Here is a 12,974-nt window from a genome sequence, read left to right as displayed (position 1 = left end):
AGCGGCCAAAGGATCGGTTCGAGTTCGACAAAATGGTACACCAATTGACGGATCAGGCCGCCACGGGCCCGGCGCCACTTTTGTTGGCTTCGAGCCGATTCAGCAGGAGTTTCAGACTGTTCGAGTGCGCCCGCGACGCCGTGGTAAACCACTATCGCGCGCGGATTGGTATGCCAGTACTGTCAGACGTGACTGAGTTCGCGCCGGCCCTTCGTTTTGCCTCGGAGGCGACGCCTTTGAAGAAGTCGTTCCGCTGCTTCGGCGAGTCCGATTCAGCCCCGCTGCAGCACATTCCGCAAGATTCCCTGCTTCACGCACAGAATTCGGCGGCGATTCATGACCGCCATGTTCGCCGGCAATCGGCAAGTTCAATCCAACAAAAAGGAGACGACATGCTTTCAGGAATCCAGGTGCTTCGAGCGGCGGCGACCGCGGCATTCACGCTATGCGCAAGCGCGGCTTTCGCGCAGGCAACGATCGTTTCCGGGCCGTCCAGCGATCCCACATGCATGGTCCCCTGGAAGAGCGACACGAAGTACATCAAGTATCCGAAGAAGAACGGGCCCTACCGGATCGCACTCGTGAACGGCTATATCGCGAACACCTGGCGCATCCAGATGATCAAGACGGCCAAAGCCTATGCGGCACAGCCGGCCGTCGCCGCGAAGCTCAAGGAGTTCAAGGTCGTCTCGACCGGCGAGGACGTGCCGGCGCAGATCTCCGCCGTCAACAACTTCATCGATGCCGGCTATGACGCGATCATCGTGGACGCGCAGAACCCCACCTCGTTCGGCCCCGCGATCCGCCGCGCGAAGAACGCCGGCGTCGTGCTGATCGCGTTCGACAACATCCTCGACAGCGAAGACGCGATCAACGTCAACGTCGACCAGTACGGGCTCGGCGTGCTGTGGGCCAAGTGGCTCGCGAACCACCTGTCGAACGGCGGCAAGGTGCTCGAGGTTCGCGGAGTGGCGGGCACGTCGGTCGACACGGACCGGCACAATGGTTTCATGAAAACGTTGGACGACACCGGCAAGAAGTGGAACGTCGTGCAGGTCTACGGCAAGTGGGACGACGGGGTCGCGCAAAAGGCCGCCGCCGACGCGATCGCCGTGCAGGGTCATTTCGATGGAATCTCGGCGCAAGGCGGCGACACGGGTGTCGTGCGCGCGATGATCGATGCGAAGCATCCGTTCGTGCCCTTCGGCGGCGAGACGGAGAACGGCTTTCGCAAGTTCTGCGCGCAGTATGGGGGCCAAGGCCTGAAGTGCACGTCGGCTGGCACCGGTCCCGCGCAGGTGGCGGTAGCGATCAAGACGGCGCTCGCCGCGCTGGACGGCCAGACGGTCCCGGTCTCGATCAAGCTGCCGCTAGACGTCACCGACGATTCGAAGCTGAAGTCGGGCGTCAACTATTTCCCGAACGACTCCGACAACTTTTTCGTCGGCAACTCGTTTCCGACTTGCGGCATCAATTTCTCCGCGCAGGAGATCATGAAGCAGACCCAGGGCAACCAGTGATCGGATGATGGCCGGAATGTGACGGGAGACGAAGCATGCCGCAGGATGCAGCGCAGCCGTTCTTTCAGATGTCTGGCGTGTCGAAAAGCTACGGCGGCGCGGTCGCGCTGGATCACGCCGAGCTGACGGTGAAGAGAGGCCGCATTCACGCGATCCTCGGCGAGAACGGCGCAGGCAAGTCCACGTTGCTGAAGGTGATGTCCGGCGTCGTGCAGCCCGACGAGGGCACGATGCACTACGATGGCAGGCAGGTCGCGTTCGCATCGCCGGCCGAGGCGAACGCGGCCGGCATCGTCTGCGTGTATCAGGAGCTGTCGCTCATTCCCGACTTGAGCGTCGCCGACAACATCTTCGCTTCGAACCCCCCGCGACGTTTCGGCATGATCGACCGCCGGGCCCAGCGCCGCCAGGCCGAGGAGGCGCTCGCCCGAGCGGGCGCCGCCGACATCAATCCGCTTGCAAAGGTCCGGGACCTGCCGCTGTCGCGCCAGCAGATGGTCGAGCTTGCCAAGGGGCTGGCGCACGAGCCTCGCATCCTGATCCTCGACGAAGCCACGTCGGCGCTGACCGCGGCCGACGTCGCGCGCGTGATCGAAGTGCTCAAGCGCCTGCGCGACGAGGGCCTCGCGCTGCTGTTCATCTCGCACCGGATGCACGAGGTGAAGGCGCTCGCTGACGAATGCACGGTCTACCGGAACGGCCGTCATGTAATGAGTTTCGAGGCCGGCACGCGCACCGACAACGAAGTCGTCGAGATGATGATCGGCCGCAAGTACCAGCATGTGTTCCCGGCCAAACCCGCCAACGGACGCAGCGCCGCTCCGGTACTCGCGTGTCGCGATCTCGCGTGGAGCGACACGCTGCAAGGCATCAGCTTTTCGTTGAAGCCCGGTGAAATACTCGGCCTCGGCGGCCTCGACGGACAGGGCCAGCGCGAACTGCTGCTCGCGCTGTTCGGCGTGTTGCGCGGGTGCGCGGGCACGATCGAGGTCGATGGCAAAGCGGTGTCGATCGGCAGCCCGAGGGCCGCGCGCGCCAACGGCATCGGCATGGCGCTGATCCCGGAGGACCGCAAGACCGAAGGCCTGATGCTGCCGATGTCGGTGCGCGAGAACCTGTCGTTTGCCGCGCTCGATCGCATGTCCAGCGCCGGCGTAATCGATCGCGACCGCCAGCAGTCGCTGGTCGACCGGATGATGGAGTTGCTCGCGATCAAGTCGTTCAGCATCGATGCGCCGGTGGGCTCGCTGTCGGGCGGCAATCAGCAGAAGGTGGTGATCGCGAAGTGGCTGGTCCGGCAGCCGCGGATTCTACTGCTCAGCGACCCGACGCGCGGCATCGACGTCGGCACCAAGCAGGAGCTCTATCAGCTGCTCAGACGCCTCGCCGACGAAGGCGCGGCGATCGTGTTCTATTCGACCGACTACGACGAGCTGATCGGCTGCTGCGACCGCGTGCTGGTGCTGTACGAAGGCAGGATCAAGAAGGAACTCGTCGGCTCGGCGATCACCGAGCAGAACCTGATTGCGAGCGCACTGGACCTGCCCGTCGGACAGGTTTCGCCTTCCACGGGAGTCGCGCTATGAGCGGGCTGCGTTACTGGTATGCGGAGAATCGCGGGGCGGTGTTCGCGTTCGGCCTGTTCGTGCTGATGTTCGCGATCTACCTGCTCAACTATCCGTCCGCATTGTCGGCCAACGTGTTTCAGACCGCAGCGAACAAGGCGGTGCTGCTCGCGCTCGTCTCGATGGGACAAGCGCTCGTCGTGCTGACGGCCGGCATCGACCTGTCGATCGGCATGACGCTGGTGCTGACGAATTGCATCGGCTCGTGGATCGTCACCGGCGACGCGCTGCACAGCGCGCTCGGGATCGTCGGCGTGCTCGCGGCCGGCGCGCTGTGCGGCGCGCTGAACGGTGTGATCATCATTTTCGGCCGGCTGCAGCCGATCGTGACGACGATCGCGACGAGCGCGGTCTTCTACGGACTGGCGCTGCTGCTGCGCCCCGTGCCCGGCGGCTCGATCAACGAGAACCTCGCCGACGCACTGACCGGCAAGGTCGCCGGCGTGCTGCCGGCGAGCCTGCTGATTCTGCTCGCCGCCACACTGCTCGTCTGGGTTCCTTTCAAACGTTCGGCAATCGGGCGCGCGGCGTACGCGACCGGTTCGTCCGAACCCGCGGCGTTTCTGTCCGCCATGCCGATCCGCCGCGCAAAGTTCGCGAGCTATACGCTGGCCGGCCTGCTCGCCGCGATCGGCGGCCTGTTTCTGACCTTCTTCACCGACACCGGCGAAGCGAGCCTCGGCAGCGCCAACTCGTACACGCTGTTTTCGATCGCCGCCGTGGTGATAGGCGGCGTGTCGCTGCTCGGCGGCAAGGGCAGCGCGATCGGCGCGATCTTCGGCGCATTCGCGTTTCGCTCGATCGGTGACCTGCTGTTCGTATTCAACGTCGATGCGCTGTGGCAGCCGCTATTTCAGGGTGTGATTCTTCTGCTCGCTGTCGCGATCGGCGCATGCGGGTTGTTCAGGGTACGCAATCGTCTGGAGTGGTTTCAATGAGCCACGTCTCGGCAAACGGCCGCAGCACGTTCGTGTCGAAGCTCACGCGCAGAATCGACAAACCGATCGTGATCGCGTTCGCGTGCATCGTCGCGCTGCTGCTCGTCGGCGGGATGTTTTCGCGCAGCTTCACGTCGCCGGAGTACATCCTGCTGCAACTGAAGGTCGGCGCATTCCTCGGCATCATCGCGACCGGCCTGATGATGGTGATCCTGCTCGGCCACATCGACTTGTCGCTGCCGTGGACGATCACGGTCGGCGCAATGATGGCGTGCGCGGTAGCGGGACACGGCGAACTCGGACAGATTCTCGCGATTCCGGTCGGGATCGGTTGCGGCGTGCTGATCGGTGTCGTCAACGGCATCCTCGTTGCGCTGCTGCGCATTCCGTCGATGATCGCCACGCTCGCGACCAATGCGGTCGCGCAGGGCATCATGATCGTCTATACCGGCGGATCGTCGCCGCAGGATTCCGCGCCACAGGTGATGCGATGGCTCGCCGCGGGCTGGCTCGTACCGGGCGTGCCGAATGCCGTTGCGCTGTGGGTGGTGATCGGCGGCGCCACGGTGTTCCTGCTGTCGCGGACGATCTTCGGGCGCACGCTGTACGCGATCGGCAATACGGAGCGCGCCGCGTATCTGTCCGGCATCAATACGCGGCTCGTGACCGTGGCCGCATTTGCGGTGTGCAGCGGGTTCGCGGCGTTCGGTGGCGTATTGCTGGCCGGCTATGCATCGAAGGCAGCGCAGTCGATGGGCGATGCCTACCTGCTGCCGGCGATCGCGGCAGTCGTGCTCGGCGGCACGTCGATTCTGGGGGGCCGAGGCTCATACCTCGGCACCGTGGCGGGCGCGATTCTGATCACGCTATTGCAGTCGATCCTTTCAGTCGCGCAGATGCCGGAAGCGGGACGTCAGATCATCTACGGCGTGGTGATAGCGGCGATGCTGCTGCTTTATGGACGCAGCAAGCGGGAAACGTAGGCCACGCCCACGCTCATCCATGCGCATCCACCCACGCGCGCGCCCAATCGAGGCCTGCATGGTGGGCTTCTTCCTCGCTATCGAATAATCCGAGAATGCCCGATGCTTCGACCAGCTTGCCGCCCCGGGTGATGGTTCCGCTCGCCGCATAGCGCCCCGGTTGCAGGATGCCCTCGCCTTCCTGCTGAAGGATGGCATGCCCCCACAACGTGTACCCGTCGTAGTCGCTCGTTTCCATTAGCGCACGACCTCTGCGGTTGCGGCGCGAGTGGGCATGCGATGCGCATTCTCTTCGAGTGTCATTAACGGCGGAATCTCCGACATGTCCGGTTTTACCGTCGGCGTGGTCTGCTGCATGTGGCGCGCGGTAGCAATAGTCATAGCAATGACGACGCAAAAAATATAGCACCGGTTAGCGCTTCAGTGGTGGCGACCAACGGGGCTTCGCGCATGGGATGGTAGTCGGCGTAGCCAACGGTTCGATTCGACGAAGGAACGTTTCGTGCGAGCGCTACAGCATCCCCGGTTTCCGACGATCAACCGCATGCACTCTCCCCCCGACAAACGCAGCTCGTCCCGCGCCGCACAAGGTAGTACGCCCGCTTCATCGTCGCAGCCTGCCCGCTCATGGGCCGCCGATCTCGGACCGGGGCTGGCAAGTCTCGGTTGCGATAACGACCCTAGCGGCATCGCCACCTATTCACTCGCGGGCGCGTGGTACGGCTACGACATGCTGTGGACCTGCATACTGTCGTATCCGTCGATGGTTGCGCTGCAACTGGTCTCGACGCGTGTCGCGGCCGTCACGGGACACGGCCTGACGGCGAACATGCGCGCGCACTATTCGCCGGTGTTCTTCTATTTCGCCGTGGCGCGCTTCGTGATTGCGAACACGCTGAACATCGCGGTCAATGTGATGGCGATGGCCGTAGTCATCCAACGCTTCACGCATGGGCCGCTTTGGCTGCTGATACTCGCATGCGGTTGCACGTCGATCGCGCTGCAGTGGTTCATCCCGTATGCGCGCTATGCGCAGGTGCTCAAATGGTTGATGCTGCCGATGTTCGCGTATGTCGGGGTGCTGCTGATCGTCGATGTGCCGTGGCACACGGTCGTGCTGCGCTCTCTGGTGCCACACGTCGAGTGGAAAGAAGATTTCGTGACCATGCTGATGGCTGTGCTCGGTACGACGATGAGTCCGTATCTGCTTTTTTCGCAGGCCGAGCAGGAAGCCCAGGAAGAACATCGGCAGCACGAACAGCACGCCGCGCGCGGCGATCGACGTTCGTCGGAGCAGCTTCGCCGATTGCGCAACCAGACCTTGATACGCACCGCGTTATCGAGCGTGGCGGCTTCGTGCATGATGATTGCGGCTGCGGCGACGCTGCATGGCGCACAGACGCAGCCCGGCGAGCCCACGGAGCTTTCGCGAGCGCTCGAACCGCTCCTGAAGGGCTATGCCGGCCCCCTGCTCGGGCTTGCGCTGGTCGGCTCGGCGCTGCTCGCTCTACCTCCGCTTTCCGGTTCGGCCGCGCAAGCGGTCGCGAGTTCGTTCGACTGGCCCCGCGGCAAACAGCGTGATCGGCGCATTGCCGTTCTGCTCGTTGCGCTCGCGGCGCTCGGCACGCTGCTTGGTCTCGCGCTCGGCCTGTGGCGCGTCGATCCTGTCAAGGCGCTGTACTGGAGCGCCGTCGTCAACGGTATGACGATTACGCCCGTGCTGGTGCTTCTCGTGCTGCTGAGTGCGAAACGCGAAGCGGTCGGTGAACTCGTCGCGCATTGGTCGTTACGCGCGCTTTGCTGGCTCGCGACCCTGACCACCGGCGTGGTCGTGGTCGCGCACTTCGTGCTCGACGCGGTAGAGCGTATGTCGCGATGAGACCGGGCTACTTAACGCTTCGTAGATGATCTGCGAGGCGCGCGAACATCGCGTCGCACCGGTTCAGTTGCTCGATTGTGATGAACTCGTCCGGCTTGTGGCCCTGGTCCATGCTGCCGGGTCCACAGACCACGGTTGGAATGCCCGCCTGCGTGAACAGTCCGCCTTCCGTGCCAAACGCGACCGTTTCGTATTCTTTCGATCCGCTCAACATCGCGAGCAGGCGTGCCGCGTTGCTATCGGGCGAAGTCGCGAGTCCGGGATACGTATTCAGCATCTGCACACGGACATCGGTATCCGGCTGCACCGCCCGCATCTTCGGCAGCAATTCGGTTGCCGCGTAGCTTTGCAGTCTGTCCACCACCCTGTTGGGATCGAAGCCCGGCACGCCCCGCACTTCGAAATCGAACTCGCATTCGGCGGGCACGATATTCAGCGCGCGTCCGCCCTTGATGACACCGGTCTGCACCGTCGAGAACGGCGGATCGAAACGCGCGTCATGGTGTTCCGGCTGCGCGAGTTCGTCGCCGATCTGTTCCAGCCGGTGGATCAGCCGCGCCGCGTATTGGATCGCGTTGACGCCCTGCGGCGCGTACGCGGAATGACATGCCGCGCCCTTCACGTGGCAGCGCATCGCGAGCTTGCTCTTGTGGCCGAGCACAGGTTTCAATTCGGTCGGCTCGCCAATCAGACACATGCGCGGCTTATGCGCGCGCTTTTCGAGTTCGGCCAGCATCGGCCGCACGCCGAGACAGCCCACTTCCTCGTCGTATGAAAACGCGAGATGCACCGGCACGTCGAGCTTCAGCCTCAGGAATGCGGGCACTGCCGCCAGCACGGACGCGATGTAGCCTTTCATGTCGGCCGTGCCTCGTCCGTACAGGCGACCTTCTTTCTCGGTGAGACGAAACGGCTCCACGGTCCACGCCTGCCCCTCGACGGGCACCACATCGGTATGCCCGGACAGCACGATGCCACCACGGTCTCGCGGCCCGATGGTCGCGAACAGATTCGCCTTGGTGCGATCGTCGTTATGGAATAGCTCGCTTTCCACACCTAGATCCGCGAGGTATTGCTGCACGAAGCCGATCAGTTCCAGATTGGAGTCACGGCTGACGGTCGCAAAACCGATCAGCCGTTCGAGCAGCGTACGGCTCGCCAACTCACTCATCGCCGGGCACTCCGTAGCTCGGCGCCGCGGTGGGATTCAACGCGCGCGCGATGTAGTCCCGCATCTGCGGCCGATACGCTTGCCATAGCGCGTCGAGTTTGCCGATCGGATCGTCATCCGCCCAATCGACACGCAGATCGACGACCGGCCAGACGTGTGTATCGACGATCTTCAAAGCCGCCGAATGCACGGGCCCGGCTTCTCCGCCGGCTTCGACGGCAGCATGCATCGCGTGCAGCAGACGATCGGCGAGCGCGCCTTGTGCGCCCTCGAACGCTTTTACCATCGCGTCGATCACCGGCTTGCCGGCGAGCAGATTACCCGCTGCCACACACTGATTTCCCGCGACCGCGTGATGCACGCCGAGGGCTTCCTTGCCGGTGAACAGCGCGGTTCGACCCTCGCTGTCGACCACCGTGACCTGCCGGTATTCGGTCCATTCGCTCGCGCCTAGCGCCCGTTGGAGCGCAGCGTCCGGCGCGATACGCTCGCTTTCGAGCAGATCGAGAATCTGCGGGCCCAGCGCGGGCAGCGTCACGTTCTGCGTCGCCACCGCACCGACGCCCGCGCGCACCCACGGACACCTCGCACCCACCGCAATGCTCGACGAACTGATCGCGATACCGAGCTGACCGGTGTTCCCACAGCGTCCGACGATCGAGAATGTCATGGGTGGCTCCTTACGCCTGCAAGGGCGTCCAGTTGTCCGGAATCACGGCGATCACGTCGATTTCCATCAGCCATTGCGGCTGGCCGAGCGCGCTGACGCAAAGCCCCGTCGAAATCGGATACACACCCTTCAGCCACTTGCCGACTTCCTGATACACCGGCTCGCGATAACGAGGATCGGTAATGTAAGTCGTCGTCTTGACGATATGCGACAGGTCGCTGCCGGCTTCCTCCAGAAGCTGCCTGACGTTCTTCATCGCCTGCTCGGCCTGCGCGCGCGGATCGCCGAGACCGATCAGGTTGCCGTCGAAATCCGTACCGACCTGGCCGCGCACATAGACCGTATTGCCCGCGCGAACCGCCTGGCAAAGATCGTTATCGAGCGACTGGTTCGGGTACGTGTCCTTCGTATTGAACATGCGGATGCGGGTATGCGTAGGCATCAGTTCACTCCCACTTCTTTGGTCTTCGGCGCGTGCGATGCGTCGCACGCGGTATCGGGTGCATTCGCGCCATGCACGCCGCGCGCGTCCTGCTGACGCTGCGACGCGTCGCGATAGGCGAGGTATTTGCGCTGCGTGACGATGTGATCGGCGATGTGCTTTGCGTCGTGCCACACGCCCCAGATAAACGACGACGCGCGCCGAGACAACCAGGGCAGGCCGAGGAAATACACGCCAGGCTCCTTCGATACACCGCGCTGATGCTGCGGCTTGCCTTTATCGTCGAACGCGTTCACGTGCAGCCAGCTGAAATCGACCGCATAGCCGGTGGCCCAGATGATCGTGCTCACCCCCGCCTCGTGCAGATCCAGCTCCGGCAGCGGATGCGTGACGCACTCCGGGTCCGGTGGAATCAGCCGTGCGTCGGGGTCTTCCGGCAGGTCTACGCCGTTGCGCTCAATGTAGTCGTCGGCGGTGTCGAGTAGCGACATCAGATATTCGTCGCCACGCTTCAGATTGACGGCGAGGTCCGGTTCGAAGGTCACAACGCGATTCGCGAACGATTTGGTCGTGCCGACGAGCGTCATGCCGCGATGCGCAAGCCGGCGAAAATCGATGGTCTGGCCGCCGTACGCGCCGCTGACAGCGATGGTCACATGCTCGCGTCCCGGCACGGCGACTTCCTTGTCCCATTCGCCGAGCACACCCAGCCACCAGCAGAAATCGCGACCGCGATAGGCGCGCGGCGGACGGTCATGCGCACCGACGGACAGATAAACCTTGCGGCCCGCGCGTTGCAGTTCGTCGGCGATCTGCACGCCGGACGACCCCGCGCCCACCACCAGCACCGCGCCTTCGGGCAGTTGCTCGGGGTTCCGATAGTCGGCCGAATGAAGCTGCGTGAGCTCGAGGTCCTGTGGCGCGATGGGGGGAATGACGGGACGCTGGAACGGCCCGGTCGCAACGACGACGCGACGGGCTTCGATCGTGCCGTCGGACGTTGCGACCGCAAATCCTGCCCGGCCCTTCAGACGCTCGACGCTCGTGACTTCGACGCCGGTGCGGATCGGCGCATTGAACTTCCGCGCATAGGCTTCGAAGTAATCGGCGACCTGATCCTTGCCGGCGAAGCCATCGGGATCGAGTCCTTCGAACTCCATATTAGGGAAGCGGTCGTGCCAGGCGGGACCATTGGCGACCAGTGAATCCCAGCGGCAAGTACGCCAGCGTTCCGCGATGCGGTCGCGCTCCAGCACGAGATGGGGCACGCCGAGTCTGCTCAGATGCTCGCTCATTGCCACGCCAGCCTGACCCGCGCCGATGACCAGCGTGTCGATCGACAGTTTTTCAGCCGCCATGGCCTTCTCCTTCTAAAATGCGCTCTGGATTCGGGTCTCTCGGTCGGACAGAATGTACGCCGCGCGGCGGGCAACAAAAACTATATTTTAAAAATGCTTTGCATCGTTTTTCGCTATGCAAGCGACAATTGTCGAGCGACAATCGATTCGACCGAACACGGAGCAATTGATGGACGGCACCTCGATCCGCTACTCATTGCGTCAGCTAAGGTATTTTGTCGTCACGGCCGAAACGCTTTCCTTCACCGCCGCGGCAAAGCGGCTGCATATCTCTCAGCCGTCTATCTCCACATCGCTCGCGGATCTGGAGGAATCGTTCGGCGTCCAGCTGTTCATCCGCCATCACGCGAGCGGCTTGTCGCTTACGCAGCCGGGCCGCGATCTGCTCGGCCACGCTCGCAATCTGCTTCAGAACGCCGAAGAATTACAGCTGACCGCGACCGAAATCGATGGCGGCATGTCGGGCTCCATCTCGCTCGGCTGCATGGTGTCGCTGGCGCCGCCGCTGATGCCCGGCATCATCAGCCGCTTCGTGCAGGATTATTCGGCGATCACCTTCCGTACCACGGAAGCGCATCAGGACACGCTCTTGAACGGCCTGCACGACGGCTCGCTCGATATCGCGCTGACCTACAGCCTCGATATCACCGATGGAATCGCGTTTACCCCGCTGCTTTCGCTGCCACCGTATGTCATCCTGCCCAAAACACACAGGCTTGCACGGGCGCGCCAGGTGTCGCTGGCCGACCTGCTGCCCGAGCCCTATGTGATGCTGGATCTTCCGCATAGCCGCGAGTACTTTTCTGCGCTGTTCGACGCGGTCGGCAGCCGCCCTACCGCGGCTTTCCGCTCGTCACAGCCTGAAGTCGTGCGTGGCATGGTCGCCAACGGCTTGGGTTACAGCATACTCAACTTCCCGCTGAAGTCGACCCGGACTGTGGACGGCGAAGACTTCGTGATTAAACATTTCAGGGAGAGTGTCAATGCGACGACGCTTGGCATTGCGCTATCGGCCGCCGTCAAGCCGCGCGAGGTTGTGAAGCGCTTTTCGGCATTCTGTGAAACGTATATCCGGCGTCTGCACATCGGTTAGCAGCCCGGAAAGCGTCACTGCATAGCCATGTGCTATGCACTGCATGCAAAAACAATATTTTACCTAGCAATTTGGATTGTTAGATTGGTGCTCATCGGATGCAAACACTGATGGGGGGCCCCCTATGTCAGCCATTCTTCAGTCGACGGACACTGAGCTCGACATCGTTCACGCGCTGCGCGAGAACTGCGAGCGTCCGTTCGAGGATGCACACGCGATGCCGCCGACCGTCTACACGTCGGAGGCGTTTCTCGCGCTCGAACAGCGCGACGTGTTTCGCAATGAGTGGTTGTGCGTGGGCCGCGCGAGCGCGCTGGCACAGACCGGCGACTATCTGACCGCGCAGATCGACGACCAGCCCGTGTTCGTGCTGCGCGATGCGAGCGGCGCGTTGCGCGCATTCTCTAATGTTTGCCTGCACCGCATGTCGGTATTGCTCGAAGGGCGCGGCAACGTGCGCCGGATCGTGTGTCCGTATCACGCATGGAACTACACGCTCGATGGCGCGCTCGCGGGCGCGCCGTTGATGGATCAGCAGCCGGGCTTTTGCAAGGACCAATACAGGCTGCCTGCCGTGCGCTGCGAGACGTGGCAAGGCTGGATCTATGTGACGCTCAACGCGCGCGCGCCTGCGGTGGAATCGCATTTGTCCGAGCTGACGAAGCTGATCGCGCCGTACGGCATGGGCGACTATGTCGAGACCTTCCACGAAGAGCACGTGTGGGACACCAACTGGAAGATCCTCGCGGAAAATTTCATGGAGAGCTACCACCTGCCGATGCTGCATCGCGCAACGGTCGGACCGCACTCGAAGCTCGAAGAAATGGAATGTCCGCCGGGTTTGCCTGCGTTCAACTATCACTGGATCACCAAGGAAGCATCGCTGCCGATCGGCAACGCGCATCCCGCCAACACGCGCCTGCAAGGGCACTGGCGTCGTACCACCGCGCTGCTGGCGATCTACCCGACCCACCTGATCACGCTGACCCCCGGCTACTTCTGGTATCTGATCCTGCAGCCGCGGGGCGTCGGCCGCGTGCATATCCGCTTCGGCGGCGGCCTCGCGCCGGAATTCGTCGACGATCCGCGCGCCGCCGACTATATGGCGACGCTCAAGACGCTGCTCGACGAAGTCAACGCCGAGGACCGGCGCGGCGTCGAGGCGGTGTTTCGCGGCGTGCACGCTCCACTCGCGAAGCCCGGCCACCTGAGCCCTCTCGAACGGCCGAATTACGACTTCGCCCGCTATCTGGCGGGACGCGTGGGCGCGACGTGATTCGCAGCCCCACGTAGAC

At 63.3% G+C, this 12,974-nt stretch carries 12 protein-coding genes; 7 read left to right on the top strand and 5 right to left on the bottom strand.

The window, feature by feature from the left end:
• Positions 1–392: 392 nt before the first annotated feature.
• From AB4Y34_RS23865 to AB4Y34_RS23850, 4 genes are read left to right on the top strand one after another with little or no spacing between them, the layout of a single operon-like run.
• The gene (locus AB4Y34_RS23865; RefSeq protein WP_013093653.1) at positions 393–1,520 is read left to right on the top strand and encodes a sugar ABC transporter substrate-binding protein; all 1,128 of its coding nucleotides are present in this window, start codon (positions 393–395) and stop codon (positions 1,518–1,520) included.
• A 35-nt stretch (positions 1,521–1,555) separates the two neighbouring features.
• Positions 1,556–3,106 (top strand): sugar ABC transporter ATP-binding protein, encoded by a 1,551-nt coding sequence (locus AB4Y34_RS23860; RefSeq protein WP_368717400.1) that lies wholly within the window; start codon positions 1,556–1,558, stop codon positions 3,104–3,106.
• Positions 3,103–4,083: an ABC transporter permease gene (locus tag AB4Y34_RS23855; protein ID WP_176366564.1), complete on the top strand. Its 981-nt coding sequence runs from the start codon at positions 3,103–3,105 to the stop codon at positions 4,081–4,083. The genes AB4Y34_RS23860 and AB4Y34_RS23855 overlap by 4 nt, the downstream gene beginning before the upstream one ends.
• Complete coding sequence (locus AB4Y34_RS23850) at positions 4,080–5,066, top strand: ABC transporter permease (protein WP_176378214.1); 987 nt, start codon at positions 4,080–4,082, stop codon at positions 5,064–5,066. The genes AB4Y34_RS23855 and AB4Y34_RS23850 overlap by 4 nt, the downstream gene beginning before the upstream one ends.
• A 13-nt stretch (positions 5,067–5,079) precedes the next feature.
• On the opposite strand, the gene AB4Y34_RS23845 is transcribed toward AB4Y34_RS23850, so the two are convergent.
• On the bottom strand, positions 5,080–5,304 hold the full coding sequence (locus tag AB4Y34_RS23845) for a hypothetical protein (protein WP_368717399.1): 225 nt from the start codon (positions 5,302–5,304) through the stop codon (positions 5,080–5,082).
• 306 nt (positions 5,305–5,610) lie between these two features.
• On the opposite strand from AB4Y34_RS23845, the gene AB4Y34_RS23840 reads away from it, so the two are divergent.
• Positions 5,611–6,945: an NRAMP family divalent metal transporter gene (locus tag AB4Y34_RS23840; protein WP_368717398.1), complete on the top strand. Its 1,335-nt coding sequence runs from the start codon at positions 5,611–5,613 to the stop codon at positions 6,943–6,945.
• A gap of 7 nt (positions 6,946–6,952) precedes the next feature.
• Here AB4Y34_RS23840 and argE read toward each other — a convergent pair whose 3' ends face one another.
• Genes argE through AB4Y34_RS23820 form a run of 4 tightly spaced genes read right to left on the bottom strand, consistent with a single transcriptional unit; the run spans position 6,953 to position 10,586 of the window.
• Positions 6,953–8,116, bottom strand: a complete 1,164-nt coding sequence (gene argE / locus AB4Y34_RS23835) for an acetylornithine deacetylase (RefSeq protein WP_368717397.1) — start codon at positions 8,114–8,116, stop codon at positions 6,953–6,955.
• Positions 8,109–8,786: a DUF1028 domain-containing protein gene (locus tag AB4Y34_RS23830; protein WP_368717396.1), complete on the bottom strand. Its 678-nt coding sequence runs from the start codon at positions 8,784–8,786 to the stop codon at positions 8,109–8,111. The genes argE and AB4Y34_RS23830 overlap by 8 nt, the downstream gene beginning before the upstream one ends.
• A 10-nt stretch (positions 8,787–8,796) precedes the next feature.
• On the bottom strand, positions 8,797–9,228 hold the full coding sequence (locus tag AB4Y34_RS23825; RefSeq protein WP_368717395.1) for a RidA family protein: 432 nt from the start codon (positions 9,226–9,228) through the stop codon (positions 8,797–8,799).
• Positions 9,228–10,586, bottom strand: coding sequence for a flavin-containing monooxygenase (locus AB4Y34_RS23820; RefSeq protein ID WP_368717394.1), 1,359 nt, complete (start codon positions 10,584–10,586; stop codon positions 9,228–9,230). Before AB4Y34_RS23820 ends, AB4Y34_RS23825 begins: the two co-directional genes overlap by 1 nt.
• A 169-nt stretch (positions 10,587–10,755) precedes the next feature.
• Here AB4Y34_RS23820 and AB4Y34_RS23815 point away from each other — a divergent pair, with 169 nt between their 5' ends.
• Positions 10,756–11,679, top strand: a complete 924-nt coding sequence (locus AB4Y34_RS23815; RefSeq protein WP_368717393.1) for a LysR family transcriptional regulator — start codon at positions 10,756–10,758, stop codon at positions 11,677–11,679.
• A gap of 124 nt (positions 11,680–11,803) precedes the next feature.
• Positions 11,804–12,955: an SRPBCC family protein gene (locus tag AB4Y34_RS23810; protein ID WP_368717392.1), complete on the top strand. Its 1,152-nt coding sequence runs from the start codon at positions 11,804–11,806 to the stop codon at positions 12,953–12,955.
• Positions 12,956–12,974 lie beyond the last annotated feature (19 nt).

The organism is Paraburkholderia sp. BR10954, from assembly GCF_040965775.1.
Lineage (GTDB): Bacteria > Pseudomonadota > Gammaproteobacteria > Burkholderiales > Burkholderiaceae > Paraburkholderia > Paraburkholderia youngii.
Note: the sequence above shows the minus strand (reverse complement) of the source record. Positions and strands in the feature narration are given on the sequence as shown.